General features: G+C 70.1%; 18 protein-coding genes and 2 pseudogenes. 12 read left to right on the top strand and 8 right to left on the bottom strand.

Going from position 1 to position 19,836, the window contains the following annotated elements:
* Positions 1-502 precede the first annotated feature (502 nt).
* The 3 genes from Q1B08_RS17310 to lgt all read left to right on the top strand — a co-directional run bounded on the left by Q1B08_RS17310 (position 503) and on the right by lgt (position 4,596).
* Positions 503-1,276, top strand: a complete 774-nt coding sequence (locus Q1B08_RS17310; protein ID WP_299821648.1) for a DsbA family protein — start codon at positions 503-505, stop codon at positions 1,274-1,276.
* The gene (locus Q1B08_RS17305; protein WP_299821646.1) at positions 1,273-3,390 is read left to right on the top strand and encodes a protein-disulfide reductase DsbD domain-containing protein; all 2,118 of its coding nucleotides are present in this window, start codon (positions 1,273-1,275) and stop codon (positions 3,388-3,390) included. The genes Q1B08_RS17310 and Q1B08_RS17305 overlap by 4 nt, the downstream gene beginning before the upstream one ends.
* 276 nt (positions 3,391-3,666) lie before the next feature.
* Positions 3,667-4,596 (top strand): prolipoprotein diacylglyceryl transferase, encoded by a 930-nt coding sequence (gene lgt, locus Q1B08_RS17300; RefSeq protein WP_299821644.1) that lies wholly within the window; start codon positions 3,667-3,669, stop codon positions 4,594-4,596.
* 13 nt (positions 4,597-4,609) lie between these two features.
* Here lgt and Q1B08_RS17295 read toward each other — a convergent pair whose 3' ends face one another.
* A complete protein-coding gene (locus Q1B08_RS17295) occupies positions 4,610-5,362 on the bottom strand; it encodes a heparan-alpha-glucosaminide N-acetyltransferase (RefSeq protein WP_299821642.1) in 753 nt (250 codons plus the stop codon).
* 175 nt (positions 5,363-5,537) lie between these two features.
* Here Q1B08_RS17295 and petA point away from each other — a divergent pair, with 175 nt between their 5' ends.
* Positions 5,538-6,107: a ubiquinol-cytochrome c reductase iron-sulfur subunit gene (gene petA / locus Q1B08_RS17290; protein ID WP_299821640.1), complete on the top strand. Its 570-nt coding sequence runs from the start codon at positions 5,538-5,540 to the stop codon at positions 6,105-6,107.
* Positions 6,108-6,128: 21 nt separating this feature from the next.
* Here petA and Q1B08_RS17285 read toward each other — a convergent pair whose 3' ends face one another.
* The 3 genes from Q1B08_RS17285 to cueR all read right to left on the bottom strand — a co-directional run bounded on the left by Q1B08_RS17285 (position 6,129) and on the right by cueR (position 9,260).
* On the bottom strand, positions 6,129-6,896 hold the full coding sequence (locus tag Q1B08_RS17285; protein WP_299821638.1) for a glutaredoxin: 768 nt from the start codon (positions 6,894-6,896) through the stop codon (positions 6,129-6,131).
* A 12-nt stretch (positions 6,897-6,908) separates the two neighbouring features.
* Positions 6,909-8,729, bottom strand: a complete 1,821-nt coding sequence (locus Q1B08_RS17280) for a cation diffusion facilitator family transporter (protein ID WP_299821657.1) — start codon at positions 8,727-8,729, stop codon at positions 6,909-6,911.
* A gap of 129 nt (positions 8,730-8,858) precedes the next feature.
* On the bottom strand, positions 8,859-9,260 hold the full coding sequence (cueR, locus tag Q1B08_RS17275) for a Cu(I)-responsive transcriptional regulator (RefSeq protein ID WP_299821636.1): 402 nt from the start codon (positions 9,258-9,260) through the stop codon (positions 8,859-8,861).
* A 582-nt stretch (positions 9,261-9,842) separates the two neighbouring features.
* Between cueR and Q1B08_RS17270 the strand changes: the two genes are divergently transcribed.
* From Q1B08_RS17270 to Q1B08_RS22090, 3 genes and pseudogenes are all read left to right on the top strand, one after another.
* A complete protein-coding gene (locus Q1B08_RS17270) occupies positions 9,843-12,353 on the top strand; it encodes a heavy metal translocating P-type ATPase (RefSeq protein WP_299821634.1) in 2,511 nt (836 codons plus the stop codon).
* A 271-nt stretch (positions 12,354-12,624) separates the two neighbouring features.
* Positions 12,625-12,849: pseudogene (locus Q1B08_RS22095) on the top strand (DsbA family protein); the annotation flags it as partial.
* Between the two features lie 125 nt (positions 12,850-12,974).
* On the top strand, positions 12,975-13,196 hold the full coding sequence (locus Q1B08_RS22090; RefSeq protein WP_366140043.1) for a DsbA family protein: 222 nt from the start codon (positions 12,975-12,977) through the stop codon (positions 13,194-13,196).
* A 126-nt stretch (positions 13,197-13,322) separates the two neighbouring features.
* Here Q1B08_RS22090 and Q1B08_RS17260 read toward each other — a convergent pair whose 3' ends face one another.
* The 4 genes and pseudogenes from Q1B08_RS17260 to Q1B08_RS22085 all read right to left on the bottom strand — a co-directional run.
* On the bottom strand, positions 13,323-13,760 hold the full coding sequence (locus tag Q1B08_RS17260) for a hypothetical protein (RefSeq protein WP_299821632.1): 438 nt from the start codon (positions 13,758-13,760) through the stop codon (positions 13,323-13,325).
* 42 nt (positions 13,761-13,802) lie between these two features.
* A complete protein-coding gene (locus Q1B08_RS17255; RefSeq protein WP_299821630.1) occupies positions 13,803-14,261 on the bottom strand; it encodes a hypothetical protein in 459 nt (152 codons plus the stop codon).
* A 76-nt stretch (positions 14,262-14,337) separates the two neighbouring features.
* Positions 14,338-15,117 (bottom strand): CopD family protein, encoded by a 780-nt coding sequence (locus Q1B08_RS17250; protein ID WP_299821628.1) that lies wholly within the window; start codon positions 15,115-15,117, stop codon positions 14,338-14,340.
* 66 nt (positions 15,118-15,183) lie between these two features.
* Positions 15,184-15,426 (bottom strand): annotated as a pseudogene (locus Q1B08_RS22085) (copper resistance protein CopC); the annotation flags it as partial.
* Positions 15,427-15,681: 255 nt separating this feature from the next.
* On the opposite strand from Q1B08_RS22085, the gene Q1B08_RS17245 reads away from it, so the two are divergent.
* The 5 genes from Q1B08_RS17245 (at position 15,682) to Q1B08_RS17225 (ending at position 19,836) form a co-directional block, all read left to right on the top strand.
* Entirely contained in the window at positions 15,682-16,020 is a 339-nt protein-coding gene (locus tag Q1B08_RS17245) for a cyclic nucleotide-binding domain-containing protein (RefSeq protein WP_299821655.1), read from the top strand.
* A 221-nt stretch (positions 16,021-16,241) separates the two neighbouring features.
* The gene (locus tag Q1B08_RS17240; RefSeq protein WP_299821626.1) at positions 16,242-16,625 is read left to right on the top strand and encodes a hypothetical protein; all 384 of its coding nucleotides are present in this window, start codon (positions 16,242-16,244) and stop codon (positions 16,623-16,625) included.
* A gap of 80 nt (positions 16,626-16,705) precedes the next feature.
* Positions 16,706-16,927, top strand: coding sequence for a hypothetical protein (locus Q1B08_RS17235; RefSeq protein WP_299821624.1), 222 nt, complete (start codon positions 16,706-16,708; stop codon positions 16,925-16,927).
* Positions 16,927-18,399 carry a TolC family protein gene (locus Q1B08_RS17230; protein WP_299821622.1) on the top strand — a complete coding sequence of 491 codons (1,473 nt, stop codon included), beginning with the start codon at positions 16,927-16,929 and terminating at the stop codon, positions 18,397-18,399. Before Q1B08_RS17235 ends, Q1B08_RS17230 begins: the two co-directional genes overlap by 1 nt.
* A gap of 30 nt (positions 18,400-18,429) precedes the next feature.
* Positions 18,430-19,836, top strand: coding sequence for a copper oxidase (locus Q1B08_RS17225; protein ID WP_299821620.1), 1,407 nt, complete (start codon positions 18,430-18,432; stop codon positions 19,834-19,836).

Raw genomic sequence — 19,836 nt, 5'->3', positions numbered from 1 at the left:
CCTGATCGCACAGAATGCCGCCCGGGCGAGGCCAATCCGCGCCTCACCTGAATTATCGCCGGAATCCAGCGTTCAGATAGTCTGGAACACCTTTCGGTGGAGACGACGCAATTACAGGCCGCTGATAGTGCATTCTTCAACGGCCCCCAGATGCACATGGTGCAGGGGGCTGGCCCGCCAGCTGGTAGAGATACGCGGCCCCCCAGCAACGCCGCCGATCCGGCGGCCGCGGCGCATCCGAAATGCAGCGCCGCCCCGTGCATCCGGTCGCCATCGCCGTGCATCCGAGCCGCTTTCGTGATCTTCATGGCCCGTCGTCCCCTTTTCCTCTATCGAGCCGCGTCGAATGGCCATCCACCAGGCCGCCGTTCCCTGTAGAGGTTCCGCGGGACGCCACGAATACGAAGGGCCGCGGGAGGCCTCGCGCCTTCGCAGAATCGTGACTGAACCCTGCGGCGCTGGAAGGCCGCACCGGCGGGCTGATGGGCGAAGGAGGAATGTGGTGCCGCAATCAAGACGGAACCTGCTGATCGGGGGGTTGGCGATCGCGGGAGGCTACGCGGCGCTGAGGTTCGGGCCGCCGGCGGTGGCCGGGCTGTTCACCGGGGATTTCGACTTCGAGCCGATCGAGCGACCCGCTGGCTTCCGCAGGATTGCGGGCGGGGACAGCTCCTCCGGATTCGATCTGTTCATGGGGCTCGACGACGCCCCCGACCCCGAGATGACCGCGACCGTTGAGCGGGTCGAGCGCCGGATCTGCGAGACGCTCTACGGCTCCGAGACCGAGCCGGGGGTGGTCCGGGTGGCCTCCTTCTCGGACTACAACTGTCCATATTGCCGGGCGCTGACGATCCGGCTGTCGAAGATCGAGGCGGCGTCCGAAGGCGGCGTCCGGATTGCGTGGCACGAGCTTCCCCTGCTGGGCGAGGCCTCGACGATGGCCGCGCAGGCGGCGCTCGCCGCCAAGCGCCAGGGGGCCTACGTGGCGTTCCACAAGCACCTGATGCGCACGCCGTTCGGGACGACTCCGGAATATCTCGAGGTGCTGGCCGAGGACATCGGCGTGGACGGCGCACGCCTGCTCACCGATATGGCAAGCGAGGACGTTCGGCGCGAGCTGCGAGAAAGTAGCGCCCTTGCGGACATCTTCGCCTTCGTCGGCACGCCCGCGCTGGTGGTCGGTCGCACGGTCGTGCAGGGCGAGATCGGCGAGGCGCGGCTCCGAAGCCTGATCGAGCGCGAACGGGCCGACGGCCCCATAGAGGCCTGCGCATGATTAGCCTGACTCGGATCGCCCTGTCCTTTGTCCTGTGCCTTTCCACGTTCGGCAGCCCAGCCGTCGCCGCCGTGTCGGAGGTCTTCGAGTCGCCCGCGCTCACGGCGCGGCTCGTCACCGTCGAGGACGGGACCGGGCCCGACGCGGGCAGCATTTCGGCCGGTCTCGCCCTCGACATCGCGGAGGGGTGGAAGACCTACTGGCGCTCCCCCGGCGAGGTCGGGCTGCCGCCCGAGGTAGACTGGCAGGGCTCGAAGAACGTCGCCGCGGCGGAGTTCCAATGGCCCGCGCCCATGCGCTTCCGCGCCTTCGGCATCGAGAATTTCGGATATGCCGACAAGGTCGTCCACCCGATCCGCGTCACGCTCGCGGAGCCGGGAGAGCCCGCCCGCCTGCGCGCCGCCGTCTCGATGCTGGCCTGCTCCGACATCTGTGTGCCGCTGCAGTTCGACCTCGCGCTCGATGTCCCCGCGGGGACGGGCATCGACCAGGCCTCGGCCGCAAGGGTCGCCGAATGGGCCGCGCGCGTGCCCGCCTCGCCCGAGGCGTCGGACATGACGCTGCGCGCCGCCGCCCTGCCCCCCGTCGGCGGGGCGCTGACCGTCGCGCTGGACCGGACGTCAGGCTGGCGGGCCCCGGATGTCTTTCCCGAGATGGGCCAAGGCACCGCCTTCGGCGGGCCCGACATCCGCGTGTCGGCGGACGGCCGCACGCTCTGGGCCTCGCTGCCGGTGCTGGCGCTGTCAGATCCGGCCGCACCGCTGACCCTGACGGTCACCGACGGCCCGGATGCCACGACCTTTGAGAACGTGACGGTCGCCGCCTCGCCGCCCCCGCCGCCCTACGCCGTCGAAGGCGCGGCGAGGCCCTGGTCGGCGCTGGCCTGGATCCTCGCGCTGGCCTTCGGCGGGGGGCTGATCCTCAACGCGATGCCCTGCGTCCTGCCGGTCCTGTCGGTCAAGCTCTCCTCCGCGCTGAACGCCGCCCAGGTGTCCCGGCGGCGGGTCCGGACGGGGTTCCTCGCGACGGCGGCCGGAACGCTGGCCTTCATGCTGGCGCTGGCGGGCGCGGTGATCGGGCTGCAAGCCTTGGGCTACGCGATCGGCTGGGGGACGCAGTTCCAGAACCCCTACTTCCTCGTCCTCCTCGTCCTGGTGCTGGGACTCTTCGCGGCCTCCTTCTTCGGCCTGTTCGACATCGCGCTTCCCTCGGGCCTCGCCACCCGGCTCGCGGCGGGGGGCGGGCGCGGCCATGCCGGGGACTTCGCCACCGGGGCCTTCGCGGCGGTGCTGGCCACGCCCTGCTCGGCCCCGCTGCTGGGGACGGCGGTGGCCTTTGCGCTGACCGGCTCGTCCTTCGAGGTCGTGGCGATCTTCACCGCGATGGGGCTGGGCCTCGCCCTGCCCTACCTGATCGTGGCGGCGCGGCCGGACCTCGTGGCTGCCCTGCCCCGGCCGGGTCGCTGGATGCTGGTCGTCAAGGCCGTGCTGGGTCTGATGCTGGCGGGGACGGCGGCCTGGCTGCTCTGGGTGCTGGCCGGGGTCCAGTCCGAGGCGCTGGCCTGGACGGTGGCGGCCGTTCTGACCGGGGTGATCGCGGCGATGGGCCTGATGCGCGCGCGGCTGGCACGGCGGGGCTGGGCCACGGCGGCCGCGCTTGGGCTGGCGGCGGCGATGGTCACCCTGCCGGCGGTGATGCGGCCCGAGGCGCGCGCGGCCGCGCAGGACGAGGTGATCGCCTGGGTCCCGTTCGCCCGCGCCGACATCGCCCGGCACGTGAGCGAGGGCCATGCCGTTTTCGTCGACGTGACCGCGGACTGGTGCCTGACCTGCATCGCCAACAAGTCGCTGGTGCTGGAGCGGGCGCCTGTGGTCGATGCGCTCGCCGCGCCCTCGGTTGTGGCGATGCAGGCCGACTGGACGCGTCCCGATCCGCGCATCGCCGCCTTTCTGGAGGCGAACGGGCGCTTCGGCATCCCGTTCAACATCGTCTACGGCCCGGCCGCGCCGGAGGGGATCGCGCTCTCCGAGGTGCTGACGCCGGGGGCGGTGATAGAGGCGCTGACCACCGCTTCGGGGACGCGGGTCGCGGGTGGGCCGGGGGCGGCGGACTAGCCGCGCCTCAACCCCCGTCCAGCGCGCGCAGCACCAGCGCGAGCATGAGCGTCAAAATCAGGGCGAAATGGCCGAGTTCGGGCATCATGGTCCCCCACCGTCCCGGACGGGCAGGTCGGGGGCTCCAAGGGGGAGGGTCAAGGCGTGATCGGCAGTAGCCAGTTCACGGCCTCGTGACGCATCGGCGCTTGACCTTACAGCGGAGCAGGGCCGCAGGGGCCGCCGCGACGAAGGGCGGTCCTGTCGACCACCCCGATCCCAGTTTCCAAAGGTTCCATGACACCGCTCGCCCTCCTCTTCCCCGAGATCGGGCCCGACATCTTCTCGATCCAGGTCGGGTCCTTCACCTTCGCCCTGCGCTGGTACGCGATGGCCTACATCACCGGCATCCTGCTGGGATGGTGGCTGTGCCGCCGGGCGGTGCTGACGCCGCGCCTCTGGGGGGCGGACGGCCCGCCGCTCGCGCCCGCGCGGCTGGAGGATCTGGCGACCTGGATCGTGCTCGGTGTGATCCTGGGTGGGCGGCTCGGCTTCGTGCTGTTCTATCAGCCGACCTACTACCTCCTCAACCCGGCTGAGATCCTGATGGTCTGGCAGGGGGGCATGTCCTTCCATGGCGGGATGCTCGGCGTCGCGGCCGCGCTGGTGCTATTCCACCTGCGCCACCGCGTGCCGCTGCTGCCGCTGTCCGACCTTCTCGCGCTGGCGACGCCGATCGGGCTCTTCCTCGGCCGGCTCGCCAACTTTGTGAACGCCGAGTTGTGGGGCCGTCCGACCGACCTGCCCTGGGCGGTGATCTTTCCCGGCGCGGCCGCGCAGGACTGCGCGGGCGTCGTCGGGTTGTGCGCCCGGCACCCCTCGCAGCTCTACGAGGCGCTGCTGGAGGGGGCCTTGCTCGGCGCGGTGCTTGTATGGCTGGCATGGCGCCGCGGTGCCTTCGCGCGCCCCGGCCTTCTGACGGGCGCGTTCCTCATGGGCTACGGCACGGCCCGCGCATTGGTCGAGCTCGTGCGCCAGCCGGACGCCCAGTTCGCCGGACCGGGAAACCCGCTGGGCTACGCGCTGCAACTGGGGCAGGCCGGCCTGACGATGGGGCAGATCCTCTCGCTGCCGATGATCGCGGCCGGGCTCTGGCTCGTCCTGCGCGCCGTGCGGGGGCCGCGACCGCAGCGGAATCGGGCCGGTCCGGACCTGCCCCGCGCCTGATGCGGCGCAGCGGTCACCCCGCCAGCATGACGACCGGATAAAGGATCGCGAGAAGGATCGGCTGGTGAAGCAGGTAGATGGTGAGGGTCCGGCGTCCGGTCAGCGCCATCCCGCGCGCGAGGCGCCCCTCCGGTCTCGGCAGTCGATCCAGCCAGCCCCGATGCAGCGCCGCGCGGGTGACGGCGAGGCCGATCAGGGTGAATCCCGCCCATGGGAAGACCGGCGCGAAATCGACGGAAGGCGACGGGACGGCGGCGAAGCCGATCCAGGCCACCAGCCGGGCGTCGAAGGCGGGATCCGTCCAGGCCAGGCCGAAGGCGACGATCGCGCCGCCCAGCAGGAACGCGACGATGGAAGGCGCGCGCAGGAACGCCGCCCCGATCAGGCTGGCCACCACGATGGCATGGAGGATGCCGAAATAGACGTATGCGCCGGGCATCGTGAGGCGCGTCGCCAGTGTGATCGTCAGGGCGGCGGCGGCGATCTTCGCCAGCCGCGCGCCGAACGCCCCAGGGTCCAGGCCGCCGCGCGCCGCCAGCGCGAGGCTGACGCCGACCAGCAGCATGAAGGTCGCCGCGACCGTCCGTCCGAACGCGATCCATGCCGGGTGCACCGCCCACTGCGCGGGGATCATGCCGAGGAAGGCCAGATCCCAGACGACGTGGAACAGCACGACACCGATGATGGCCCAGCCGCGCAGGACGTCTACGGCGGGGTAGCGTGCATGACGGCTCGCGGCCTGGGGCTGCGAAAGCGAAATGTCCATGCGAGCCGCCGCCTCCAGGTCGATGCCTTGGGCCGACCGCTACGCGAGGTCCCGCGCTGGAAGGGAAGAGGCGGCCGCATCTGATGGAAGGCTTGACCTTACCCCGGAGGAAGCTGGTTTCCGGTCCGCAAAGGCGGCTTCCAGACAGGCCGCGGGTCAAGCGAGGAGGACGAGGATGGATGGCGATGCCGATGGAACCCCGCAGGCCACGCGGCGGGACTTCCTCTACTATGCGACAGCCGGTGCCGGCGCGGTGGTGGCCGGGGCGGCCCTGTGGCCCCTCGTCGATCAGATGAACCCGTCCGCGGACGTGCTGGCGCTGCTGTCGATCCAGGTCGACATCTCTGGGGTGGAACCGGGGACGCAGCTCACGGTCATGTGGCAGGGCAAGCCGGTCTTCATCCGCAACAGGACGCCGGCCGAGGTCGCGGCGGCTCTGGCCGAGGAAGTGACCGACCTTCCCGACCCCTTCGCCCGCAACGCCAACCTGCCCGAGGACGCGCTGGCCGTGGACGCCAATCGGGCGGTGCCGGACCGGGAGACCATTCTGGTGCAGATCGGGGTGTGCACGCATCTGGGATGCGTGCCCTTGGGCGACGGCGCCGGAGATTTCGGCGGCTGGTTCTGCCCCTGCCACGGCTCGCATTACGACGCGGCGGGCCGCATCCGGAGGGGGCCGGCGCCCGAAAACCTGCACATCCCGCCCTACGCGCTGGCCGAAGACGGAACCCTCACCATCGGCTGACGGGGCGACGTACCCCGCCCCTCAGATCAGCGCCCGCCAGCCCATCCAGATCGCCATCGCGACCATCATCAGGTTCTCAGTGAGCGAGACGAAGCCCAGCGGCACCTTGCTGTCGCCGCCCACGCAGGCGCATTTGAGCTCGCGCTTGTCGACGTAGACGGCCTTAAACACGGAGGCGGCGCCCACCGTCCCGATGAACAGCGCGGAGGGCACCGACAGCCAGTGCCAGACCATTGCGGTCATCAGCAGGCCCGCGCCCGTCTCGATCCAGGGATAGGCGTAGGAATAGCGCACCCAACGCTTTCCCAGCAGGTCGTAGTTGAGGAACATCGTCGAGAAGCTCTCGATGTCCTTGAGCTTCTGCAGGCCGAGCAGGACCATCGAGATGGAGATGAACCAGGCTAGCGTCTGCCACGTCAGCAGCGTGCCGAAGGTGAACCAAGTGAAGGCCACCGCCAGCGCCGCGCCAACCGCGAACAACGCGATCACCGGCTGGTAGGAGGTGTCGGACCGCTCCTCCTCGGGCTTCTTCTTGCCGAGGTGCACCTGCAGGTCGTCGTAGCCGCCGACCCGTTCGTCGCCGATCCAGGTCTGCGGCGTGGTCTCGACGTCGTGCCTCTCCTTGAAGGCGTCCGTCTCCTCGCGCGATGTCAGCAGGTTGTCGTCGACCTCGAAGCCCTCGCGCTTCAGCAGGTCGACGGACTTCAGCCCGTAGGGGCAGGTGTGGCCCGGCATGTCCATCCGGTAGATAGTGGCGCGCTTCTGTTCTTTGGCAGTATCCTTCGGCATGGTCGAGCCTCCTCAGGTGCAGATGTAGACGCCGCCATAGCCGACGCGCAGCGCCGGCTCGGTCTGCAGATCGAAGATCAGGTCGCTGCCCTCCCCGCCCTCCTGCGGCACGACCGCGAGGCGTACGCCCTCGGCGGCGAGGACGGGCGACGTCGAGAGCTCGCCCTCGGCCAAGGCGACGGGCACGAGTTGTCCGGTGATCTTCATCACGCCTTCTCCCGCGGTGTTCACCGCGACCAGCGTCTGCTGCCCTTCGGAGAAGCGGAAGGCGCAGACTGCGTCGGGCACGACCTGCGCGACCTCCTCGTCGGTCATCCCGCCCACATCCACGCCCGCGAGCGCCGGGCGCGACAGCGCCTCGGCAACCGAGGCCGCCACGGGGGTCGGCCCCTCGGGCGCGCCGATCGGATAGTCGTCGCCCACTTCGCCGTTCTCGCGGATCTGGCGGATGAGGTATTCCATCTCCGCGATCTCCTTCTCCTGCGCGGCGATGATCTCGTCGGCGAGCCTGCGCGCGCGCGGGTCCGTGATCGTCGCCCGCTCGGAGACCATGATGGCGATGGAGTGGTGCGGGATCATGGACTTCATCCAGCTCTCGTCCTGCACGGTGATCTGCGAGCGCACGAGCCACAGCCCGAGGGCGAAGAGGGCCAGGGAGAGGCCGTAGAGCGTCAGATTCAGCCACCGCGTCTTGTACATGAAGATCATGAAGGAGAGCATGATCGCCAACATCGTGCCGAACATCAGCATCGACATGTAGGCCCGCGTCTCCGACAGCCAGAAGTCGGTCCAGCGATAGATGTTCCAGTACATGAAGAAGTACATGACCACGGTCGACGTGGTCACCATCGCCAGGAGGTTGGCGTACATCTTCCAGTTCGGGCCGCTCTTCTCGGACGTCCCATGGGTCTCCGCATCGGTCGAATGCATCGGCTCGTCGGCCATTGTATCCTCCGTCACACAAGTTCCGAGGCGCGGCGCTCGCCCCTCGATTGAGCATCGAACGCATGTCCAGCGCTGGAAGGTTCCGACGGCCTCAGGAGCTGCCGTCCGGAACGACATCCAGCTCCAGCGCCGGGTTCGCCGGGGCATCGCGTTCCTCGACCTGCAGCGTCGAGAACCCGAAGCCGGCCTCCGCGAGGAGACGATGCGCCGCGTCGAGCAGGTCGGACCGGCTCGCTCTCCGCTCCGGAACAAGATGCGCCGTGAAGCCGTGAAGAGGTCGCACCCGTCCGAGAGCCGCCAGGCATGGGCATGGTACACCTCGCGGACTCCGTCGATCTGTCCCAGCTTCGCCACGACCGCAGGCAGATCCATCCCCGGTGGGGTCGCATCCATCAGGATGCACAGGGACTCGCGCAGGATGCTCCAGCCGGCCCGGAGAAGGACGAGGTCGAGGCCGAAGGCCATGCCCAGAAGCGGGTCGATCGCGAGGGAGCCGGTAAACCGGATCACGACCGTCGCGACAATGATCAGGCTGCCGACGAAGGTCTGCAGGATCTGCCAATAGGCCCCGCGCACGTTGAGGTCGGTCTTCTGCTGCCGCCAGAGCAGCACGAGCGAGACGCCCTCCGTGACCAGTCCGGCCGCCACGACCCACGGCATTGGCGCCGTAGGGAAGGCGACCGGCTGTCCGAGGCGCATCGCCCCCATGACGATCACCAGGGCCGCCATGCCCAGCAGTAACGCGCCGTCGACGAGCGCACCGATCACCTCGGCGAGCCTGTGGCCGAAACTATAGGCCGTGTTCGCCGGGCGCCGCGCGATCCGGGCCGCGACCAAGGCGACTAGCACCCCGCCCACGGCCGAAAAGGTGTGCAGCGCGTCCGACAGGACGGCGACCGAACCGATCCAGAGGCCGACGGCGGGCTCGATCAGGAAGTAGATCCCCGTCAGCTACGTGGAGATCGCGAGGGCACGGCCTCTTTCGGCGATATGGCCACCGTGCCCCCATGCCCATGCTCAGGCATGGGCGTCGTCGCGCGCGCTCAGCGACTCGATGATCGGGCAGTCCGGCCGGTCGTCGCCGGCGCAGGACTCGACCAGCTGCGTGAGCGTGTCGCGCATCTCCCGCAGGGCGGTGATCTTCGCCTCGATCGCGGCGAGGTGGTCTTGGGCGAGCCGCTTGACCTCGGCGCTGGACCGCGTCTCGTCGTTCCATAGCGCGAGCAACGCGCGGCAATCCTCGATCGAGAAGCCGAGCGCCCGGGTGCGGCCCAGGAAGTTCAGTTTGTGGACGTCCCGCATCGAGAAGGCCCGGTATCCGTTGCAGGACCGGCTCGGCGTGACGAGCCCGATATCCTCGTAGTAGCGGATCGTCTTCGGGGGGACGCCGGTCCGCTCGGCGGCTTCTCCGATGTTCATAACGGCCCCCCGCGGAGGAGAGACGGCAAGTGGGATGGCATGACAGGTTCCTCGGTTCCATTGGCGCGATGGTCCGTGGCGCGCCGTTCGGGCGCGACGGATGTCGGCGCGCCACCGGGGCGCGCCGTCAGGCCGTTCGCGGCGGATCGAGAAGGTCGTGAGGTTCGCGGCCGTCGGACAAGTCGATCGGCCGAAACGCGATCGTCGTGGCGAATCCCAATGAGGGGGAAAGCTCCGGCGCGTCGGGCGCGACGCCCATGACGCTCGTGCAGGATGCCCCCCGGTCGCTCGTGTTCTGGCAGCATTCGTTCATGGCGCCAGCGGTCACGACGGAAAGGCCCTGTTCGGATCGGACCTCGTCAGGCCCATGAGCATGCGCGACGGAGGCTAGACCGGCGCCGAACAGGCCGGCCGCCAGCACGGCGGCAACGAGCAGGTAGCAGAGGGCCCGAAACAGTACCATAACCGGAAAGTAGGCCCGATGCCAGGTGATCTCAAGTTCGGGACATCGGCCCTTGACCTTCCAGCGGGAGGAAGCCCCATCTCTTCTGTCGACCGAAGCCCGACCGAGGAAACGCGCTGATGCTAGCCCCTGCCCCGCTCACGCATACCTTTCCCGTCGAAGGGATGTCCTGCGCCTCCTGCGTCGGCCGCGTCGAACGAACCCTGCAGGCCGTTCCGGGCGTCGTGGAGGCGAGCGTCAACCTCGCCACGGAACGCGCGACGGTGCACGGGACGGCCGACCGGGCGGCGCTGGCGCGCGCCGTCGAGGCGGCGGGCTACGCCGTGCCCGCCGCGACCGTCGAGCTGGCGGTGGAGGGCATGAGCTGCGCGTCCTGCACGGGGCGGGTCGAGCGGGCGCTCGCCGCGGTGCCTGGTGTCACGGAGGCCAGCGTCAACCTCGCGACGGAGCGGGCGACGGTGCGCGGGACGGCCGATCCGGCGGCGCTGATCGCGGCCGCCGGGGCCGCCGGATACACGGCGCGCGAGATCGCGCGGGACCAGGGGTCACGGGACGCGGCCTCCGCGAAGCGTGACGAGGAGGCTGGCCGGCTGCGTCGGAGCGTTCTTGCGGCCGGCCTGCTGACGCTGCCCGTCGCCGTCCTGGAAATGGGCGCGCACCTGATCCCCGGGGTCCACGACCTCATCATGGCGACGATCGGGATGCGGGCCAATTGGCTGATCCAGTTCGTCCTCACGAGCCTGGTGCTCTTCGGACCGGGCCTCGGGTTCTACGCCAAGGGCTTCCCCGCGCTCCTCAAGGGCGCGCCGGACATGAACAGCCTCGTCGCCGTGGGCACCTCCGCGGCCTACCTGTTCTCGGTCGTGGCGCTCTTCGCGCCAGGCCTGCTGCCCGAGGGGACGGTCGCCGTTTACTTCGAGGCCGCCGCCGTGATCGCGACGCTGATCCTGGTGGGCCGCTGGCTGGAGGCGCGCGCCAGGGGGCGCACCTCCATGGCGATCCAGCGGCTCGTCGGGCTTCAGGCCAGGACGGCGCGCGTCCGCCGCGACGGCCGGCTCGTGGAGGTCGCCGTCGCCGAGGTCGCCCCCGGCGACATGGTCGAATTGCGCCCGGGCGAGCGAGCGCCGGTGGACGGCGAGGTGATCGAGGGTTCCAGCTATATCGACGAGAGCATGATCACCGGCGAGCCCGTTCCCGTCGCCAAGGCCGTCGGCGCTGCGATCGTGGGCGGGACCGTCAACCAGACCGGCGCGCTGTCCTTCCGCGCCACCGCCGTGGGCGGCGACACGATGCTGGCGCAGATCATCCGCATGGTCGAGGAGGCGCAGGGTTCCAAGCTGCCGATCCAGGCGCTGGTGGACCGCGTGACCATGTGGTTCGTCCCCGCCGTCATGGCGCTGGCGGCGCTGACTTTCGGGGTCTGGTTCGTCTTCGGCCCCGAGCCGGCGTTGACCTTCGGGCTTGTCAACGCGGTGGCTGTGCTGATCAGCGCCTGCCCCTGCGCCATGGGGTTGGCCACGCCGACCTCGATCATGGTGGGCACCGGGCGCGGGGCGGAGATGGGCGTGCTTTTCCGCCGCGGCGAGGCGCTGCAGCTTCTCAAGGAGGCGCGGGTCGTCGCACTCGACAAGACCGGCACGCTGACCGAGGGCGTGCCACGCCTGACCGACCTCGGCCTCGCGGATGGCTTCGGCCGGGCGGAGGTGCTGGCCCGCGTCGCGGCCGTCGAGGCGCTCTCGGAGCATCCGATCGCCCGCGCCGTCGTGGCGGCGGCCGAGGCCGAGGGGTTGGCGCTACCGGAGGCCCGCGCGTTCGAGAGCATCACCGGCATGGGCGTCTCGGCCCTCGCCGACGGGGGCCGCGTCGAGGTCGGCGCGGACCGCTACATGACGTCGCTCGGCCATGACGTCTCCATCTTCGCCGCCGCCGCTGCGCGGCTTGGCGACGAGGGTAAGACGCCGCTTTATGCCGCCGTCGATGGCCGTCTCGCCGCCGTGATCGCCGTCGCCGACCCGGTCAAGGAGACCACGCCTGAAGCGATCCGAGCGCTGCATGAACTGGGCCTGAAGGTCGCGATGATCACCGGCGACAACCGCCGCACGGCGGAGGCCATCGCGCGGGGCCTGGGGATCGACGAGGTCGTGGCCGAGGTGCTGCCCGGCGGCAAGGTAGACGCGGTGAAGACGCTCAAGGCCGCGCATGGACGCCTGGCCTTCGTGGGCGACGGCATCAACGACGCCCCCGCCCTGGCCGAGGCGGACGTGGGCCTCGCCATCGGCACCGGCACGGACGTGGCTATCGAGGCGGCGGACGTGGTGCTGATGTCGGACTCGCTGAAGGGCGTGCCGAACGCCATCGCGCTGTCGAAGGCGACGCTCCACAACATCAGGCAGAACCTGTTCTGGGCCTTCGCCTACAACACGGCGCTGCTGCCGGTGGCCGCCGGCGTCCTCTATCCCGCGTTCGGCCTGCTGCTCTCGCCCATCCTCGCCGCCGGGGCGATGGCGCTCAGTTCAGTCTTCGTACTGGGCAACGCGCTGCGCCTGCGCCGCTGGTCGCCGCCGATGCGCGAGGCGTCCGTCCCCGCGGCGCCGTCCCGCCGCGCATCGGCGGTCGCCCCGGCGGAATGAGGCCCGCGCCGCGAACGCGGCGCTTGACCTTGCCGCACAGGAGGGTCCGGCGGCCCGTCTCGAACACCGGACGCCAGTCGCGCAACCCCGAGGCGCCTGGCCCCGCCCAGACATCAGCTCGAGGCCGCATCATGCCCATCTCGTTCGCCCGCCCGCCGCGTTCCTCCTGGTCGCCGCGCTGACCGGCGCCCCCGCCCTCACCGACGAGACGACGGAGGAGGAGGTCAAGCGCCTCGCCCTCGAGGCGATCCTCGAGAATCCCGAGATCGTCATGGAGGCCGTGGGCATCCTGCAGGCGCGCGAGGAGGCCGCCCGCTCCGCCGTCGCCGCGGAGAGGGAGGCGCTGCTCGCCGACGCGCCCGTGCTGGGCGACCCGGCCGGCGACGTCGCGGTGGTCGAGTTCTTCGACTACAACTGTCCCTATTGCCGACGCGCCAAGCCCATCCTCTCCGAGCTCATGGCTGACCATCCGGGGGTGAGGATCGTTGGCCGCGAATGGCCAATCCTGGGCGAGGGCAGCGTGTTCGCCGCCCGCGCGGCGCTCGCGGCCCACGAGCGGTGCCTCTACGAGCCGTTTCACTGGGCGCTCATGGGGCTGTCGGGCCGGGCCGAGCGCGCTCCGTGCTCAGGACCGCCGAGGAGGTCGGGCTCGACGTCGAGCGGCTGCCGGCGGACATGGAGGCGCCGGAGGTCGAGGCCTACATCGCCGAATCCATGCGGTTCGCCGACCTCCTGGGCATTTCCGGCACGCCGGCCTTCGTCGTGGGCGAGACCCTGCTGCCCGGCCTCGTGGAGGCCGGGACGCTGGCGGAGGCGGTCGCCAGGGTGCGCGAGGCGCGCTGACGCGGGCCGGCGGGCTCCCGGCCGACGGCCACCAGGCTCCATTGGGCCGCGCCCCCCGCGCCGTCACTCCATGTCGGCGATGCGGATCTGGTGGACGATGCCGTCGGTCTCGACCCGTTGGGTCGTCTATGGCGTCACCGGGTTCAGCCGCCAGAGCTGCGGCGCGGCCGAGGAGCTGACCAGGAGGCCCGGCGCGCCCTGCGCCACGTGGTAGGGCGCAGGCCCGGGCGAGCGCTCCAGCGGCTCGTCGGTCTCCCAGTCGACGCGCACGACCATATCGCGCTCCGTCGCCGCGACCGCGATCGCGTCCGCGCCGATCCGGACGCCGTGCAGCGTGCCGCCGATCTCCAGCGAGCCGGCGGCCGCGTCGTCCGCGACCAGGGCCACCGCCCCCTCCTCGGCCAGGCCCGCGGCGACGGTGCCGTCCGGGGCGCGGTCAAGGTGCTTCGGCCCGCCCTCGAGCGAAAGGTTCGACAGAACGATCCCGCGCGCGGCGTCCAGACGGCTGATCATGCCGTTGCCGGCGTTCGAGACCAGGAAGACGTCTTCCTCGGGATCGAACACCGCGTATTCCGGTTCGGGTCCGGTGCGGACGGGGCCGCGGACCTACAGATCCTCCAGGTCGATGACCGACACGCCCTCCAGCCCCGGATGGGTCGCGACCGCGTAGCGCTCCGCCGCGTCCACCTCGACATGGTGGACCATGCCGGACACCTCGACGCGCGCCACCGGCGCACGGTCGGCGACGCTAGCCAGCGTCACGATGCTGACCGTTCCGGTCCCGGCCGGGGCCCCGCCGTGATGCGCGTCGTGTGCGGCCGCGTCCATCTCCGCCGGCTTCTCCATCTGCGCCGCGTCCTCGCGTGCCATCTGCGACAGGCTGCCGGTGACCAGCAGCCCGCGTCCGGGCGCCACAGCGAGCCCGTGCGGGTTTTCAACGCCATCGACCCGGCTGACGTTCGCCAGCGCGTCGTTCAGGTGCAGGACGCTGTCGGCGTCGCCCGAGGGCAGGAAGACATCCGCCTGGGCGGTTCCGGCGAGCAGGCCGGCGGCAAGGAAGGGCATGGGGGTTCTTCGGCTTGGGGTTTGCTTCGAGGTGGGGGCTTGCCGCGCCGGAGGGTCAAGGGACGGCGCAGCCCCGTCACGCAACGGTCGGCAGCGCCGTCACGATCGTCAGCACCGCCGTCAGGGTCAGGATGACCGCCACGGCCGCGACCTCCCACTCGATGGAGCGTGCGAGGCGTCGGCCGGCGGTCGGATCGCCCGCGGCCAGCGCCGGCGACAGGCGCAACTTGTTGAGCGCCGCGAGCCCCAACAGCCCCGCCACCACTGCCAGCTTGGCCAGCAGCGTCCAGCCATAGGCCGTCGTCACCAGCGGCGCGAACCCGCCGCCCAGCAGACGCCAGCCCAAGGCCAGCCCCGCCAGCACCAGCGCGGCGACGGCCCAGATTGCGACGCGGCCGAAGCGTTCCGCCGCCGGCCCGGCGGCCGGGTCGCCCGCGCGCGCCAAGCGGCGCAGCGTCAGCAGCGCCGCCATCCAGAGCGCGACCATCCCAAGATGCACGAGCGTCGCCGTGGCCCAGTCGCGCGGCAGTTCCGAGACGTGACCGACCACGGTGAAGGACCAGATCAGCGCCGCGGCGCCCGCGAGACCCGGCGCATGGCCTAGCCGCGGGACGAGCGCCCAGACCGCGAGCAGGCCGAAGCCCGCCGCGCGCCATCCGGCCACCGCCGCCACGGAGGTCTCAAGCAGTAGCCCGATCATGTCGGTGTCGGTGAACCCGTCCCAGTCCCCGGTCAGGCCGGCGCCGCGCAGACCGAGGCGCAGCGCGATCAGCGAGAGCCCGACCAAGGCGGCCACCGCGACGACCGGCCGGATCCGCCGCCCTTCCCCCGGCGCGAGGAATGCGGCCCAGAGCATGGCCTCGGCCCCGCCGAGGGCCGCGCTTTGGCCGCCACCCGGGCCAGCGTCACACCGTCCATGGCCTCACTCGACCTCGAAGCCGAAAGCACCCTTCATCGGATGGCCGTCCGGCCCCAGCCCGATATAGCTCAACTCGTAGACGCCCGGCCCCGGTTCGACGGGGGCGATGAATGCAGACCTTTTGACCGCCTCGACATCGAACTCGGTCGTGCCGTCCGGCCCCTCGACCTCGACGCGGGTTAGCCAGATGCCGTCGTCGAAGCTCAGCTCGACCTGCTCGACGGGGCCGGCGACGATCTCGCCCCCGCCGGGACGCTGCTTTCCAGCGCGGTATCGGCGAGCGCCGCGCCAGGCAGCGGCAGGGCGGCGGCAAAGGCGGCAGGTACGAAACGGTGAATCATGTCTGTCTTCTGTATCTTACGTCGACGGGCAGATGGGGATTTGCCAGCGCTGGAAGGAAAGGGGGGCCGTAGGCGCTCGTCTTGGTTTGGCCGCGATTAAGTCTTCCTCGCAAATCCTCTTCGACCGCGCGCCAAGTTTCAGCCACCCTATGGGTCGACACTGTTCCGCCGGGATGATCCCGTCGACGAGATGCATCTCTGCCGGGCAGGAACGATCCTGCTCGAGCGTGTTTTGCCGGACGGCGCGCGGCTCCTGCTCGCGCGCATCGGGGCGGGCGGGCTGGTGGCGAAGGCTTTGCTGCCCGCATCGTTCAATCATTGCGGGGCGGTCGTGCAGGACGACGTGATCGTCGCCTCGCTCTTCCGCAAGACCTTCCTGTCGGCGCTCGCGGATCGCCCCAACGCGTGCCTTGCCTTACTCGGAGCGGTCGCTTCGAGTTGCAACGCGCTCATACCTGGGCGGAGATCCGGCGGCTGCGGCGCTTTTCCGATCGCCTAGACGCCTGGCTCGTCCTGAACCCGGCGCCGGAACCGGGCGGATGGCGAGGCATCACCGATGCGGTCGGCGTCACGCCCGCGGCGCTCTACCGCGAGCGCGCACGCTGCTGTGGGCGCGATGCCACACAATGACGCGTCAGAGCGGAAAACCACTAACCCTCCCGCGCGGTACCCCGAGTTCCTGAATTGACAGACCGGAGCGAGGCTCATATCGCACCTCGCATGCCCGCGCTCGCCGCTCTCTTCCATGCGATCCGTACGACCTTGGTCTTCGCCTTGGTCGGCTTGTTCGCCTTCGGCTCTCTGGCCGGGCCGGTGTCGGCCGCGGCAATGGTCGATCACCATGCGGCAATGGCCGTGGCTGACGATGGCGATTCCGGTCATGATCTGACCGCGACGGAAAAGTGTCCCCCAAATGCCGATGGTGCCACCCACGATATGGGCGATGGCTCCTGCTGCGTGGGTACCTCGACGACCATACTCGGGGTTCTGATCCTGCCGGACGCGCCCGAGTCGCGCATCGGGGAAATCGCTCCGTCCGATCATCCCGTTACCGCGCGCCATCGCACAGTCGAGTTTCTCCGTCCGCCATCCCTGACGATCTGATCGCGGCCCGCATGCGGGCCTGACTTCGGATTTGAGGCCCTGCTCGGATGGGGTCGGCCCGGAACGGGCAGGACGGATCAATGCTACACAAACTTCTTCTGGCCGGGGCGGCGCCCCTGGCGCTGGCTTCCTGCGGCGGTGCCACCGTGCTGCCCGACGCGACATTCCTGACGGAACCGGCATCGCTCACGGTCGCGCCCCGCCGGACCGGATACGCGGACCCGATCCGCAACTACACGGCCCGCCCGGTCGTCGAACCGGCCGACTGGCGCGAACTGAACCGTTCGCAGGAGCGCGGCTGATGGTATTCCTCAAACGGGCAGCCGTATTGCTGCCTTTAGCGCTCGGCGCTTGCGCCACGACGCTGCCGTCCGGCATCACCGCCCCCGGCGCGGGCTTCCGTCTTGTGGCCGACCGCACGCAGGCCGCGACGGGGCGCCGCTCGGTCCTGCTCCAGAGCGCAGCGCAAGCGCAGCAGGTCGGCCGCGAGGTCCATGCACTGACGCATCAGCGCACGATCTCGGCGGACACCGCCGTGCAAGTCGCGCTCCTCAACAATCGCGGGTTGCAGGCGTCCTACGCCGAAATCGGCCTGTCGGCAGCCGAGGTCTGGCAGCAAGCGACGCCCGAGAACCCGGTGGTCGCCCTGGGCGTCCTCGGGATCGGTGCGCCGGAGGTGGGCGCGTTTCGGGCGATCGAGTCGCTCGTCGCCGTGAATCTCCTCGACGCCCCGACGCGTCGTCGCCGCGTGGCCGTCGCGCAGGCGGAGTTCCAGCGCGCGCAGATGCAAGCCGTCGTCGACACACTGTCGCTCGCCTACGCGACCCGCACCGCCTGGATCGACGCCGTCGCCGCCTTCGAGACGGTGGCCCTTCTGGCGCAGGCCGCGCAAGCCGCGGATGCCTCCTCGGAGCTGGCCCTGGAGTTGGGCCGGACGGGCGCGCTCAATCGCGCGGGCCAAGCGCGCGAGCAGGTCTTCGACGCCGAATTGGCCGCGCAGACCGCCGAAGCCCGCCTTGCTGCGGCGTCGGCAAAGGAGAACCTCACCCGGCTGATGGGGCTCTACGGCACCGAGGTGGACTACTACGTCCCCGACGCGTTGCCGGCGCTGCCCGGCGGGTTGCGATCGACGGCCGGTATCGAGGCCACGGCGCTGCGCAACCGGGTCGATCTCGAGGTGGCACGGCTGGGTCTTGCCGCAACGGCCCGAGCCTACGGACTGACGAATGCGACGAGGCGTCTGACCGATCTCGAGGTGATCACCGGGGTCGAGCTGGAGCGCGAGCCCGTCGACGATGGCGACGGCGAGATCGAGCAGGGCCTGACCCCGCAGGTCGAGCTGGAGTTCGCGATCCCGATCTTCGACAGCGGACGCGCCCGGCTACGCAAGGCCGAGTTGTCCTACCTTCAGGCCGCGAACGTGCTCGCGGAGGCCGCGGTGGCCGTGCGTTCGGAGGCGCGCGACGCCGAGACCCAGTATCGCGGCAGCTACGCGGTCGCGCGCCAGTACCGCGACGTGGTTCTGCCGCTACGCGCGATCATCGACGAGCAGGCCCTGCTTGCCAACAACGGCATGATCACCAGCACGTTCGAGCTGCTGATTGACATCCGCGCCGGCCTTTCGAGCCAGCTCGATGCCGCCCAGGCCAAGCAGCGGTTCTGGAGCGCCGCGGCCAGACTCGACGCCGCGATCTACGGCGGCGGCGGCGGCGCGGGCGGGGGCGAGGCCGGTGCCGGCGTCGAGCTCGCCGGCGATGCGGGCGGCGGACATTGAGACCATTCACCTGAGAGAAGGAACAGACCGATGATGAATCGACGTCAACTGCTCGGATCCGGTGTGGCCGGTGCCGCAGGCGCCGCGATGATGACCACCGAGGCCTGGTCGCAGACCGCGAACCGGTCCCTGCCGGAAGCCGCGCTGACGCGCGCCGCGGGCACGCAGACCCCCACGGCGCCCACCACGGGCCCGGATTACAACCCCGTCGTCACGCTGAACGGCTGGACGCTGCCCTGGCGCATAAAGGACGGCGTCAAGGAGTTCCATCTCGTCGCCGAGCCCGTCGAGCGCGAGCTGACCGAGGGGACCGTGGCCCATCTCTGGGGCTACAACGGCACCTCGACCGGCCCGACGATCGAGGCCGTGGAAGGCGACCGGGTCCGCATCTTCGTGACCAACCGGCTGCCCGAGCCCACGACGGTGCATTGGCACGGGCTCATCATCCCCTCGGGGATGGACGGCGTCCACGGGTTGAGCGGCCCCGCCATCCCGACCGGAAAGACCTACGCCTACGAGTTCGACCTCATCAAGTCGGGCACCTTCATGTACCACCCGCATGCCGACGAGATGACCCAGATGGCCATGGGCATGATGGGCATGTTCGTCGTCCATCCTAAGGACCCGTCCTTCCGCCGCGTCGACCGCGACTTCCTCATCATGCTGAACGCCTTCGACATCGACCCGGGCACCTACGTGCCGCGGATCATGGAGATGACGGACTTCAACCTGTGGGCCTGGAACAGCCGGATCTTTCCGGGCATCGATCCGCTGGTGGTCAACCGGGGCGACGACGTGCGGGTGCGCGTCGGCAACCTGACGATGACCAACCACCCGATTCACATGCACGGCTACGACTTCAAGGTGTCGTGCACCGATGGCGGCTGGGTTCCGCCGGAGGCGGCATGGCCCGAGGTCTCCATCGACATTCCGGTTGGCGCGATGCGGGCCTTCGACTTCAAGGCCGAACACCTGGGCGACTGGGCGATCCATTGCCACAAGTCGCACCACACGATGAACGCCATGGGCCACGAGATCCCCACCTTCATCGGCGCCGACAAGACAAAAGTGACGCAGAAGATTCGCCGGCTTCAACCGGAATACATGCCGATGGGCACCGCCGGCATGGCCGACATGGGCGAGATGGAGATGCCGATCCCCGACAACACGACGCCGATGATGAACGGCTGGGGCAAGTACGGCGCGATCGAGATGGGCGGCATGTTCTCGGTGGTGAAGGTCCGCGAGGGGATCGCGGCGAACGATTATTCCGACCCGGGCTGGTACGACAGCCCGCCCGAGACCACGGTGGCCGAGTGGACGGGCGAGGTGCCCGAGCCCGCGCAGGTCACCGACGCGGTCACCCGCTACACCGACCCAGCTCCCCTCAGGGAGTCGCTCCCGGCCCCCGGCACCCGCGCGGTGGAGAAGTCCTGA

The sequence above is a fragment of the uncultured Jannaschia sp. genome (assembly GCF_947494025.1).
GTDB lineage: Bacteria > Pseudomonadota > Alphaproteobacteria > Rhodobacterales > Rhodobacteraceae > Jannaschia.
This window is presented reverse-complemented; position numbering and strand designations above follow the sequence as displayed.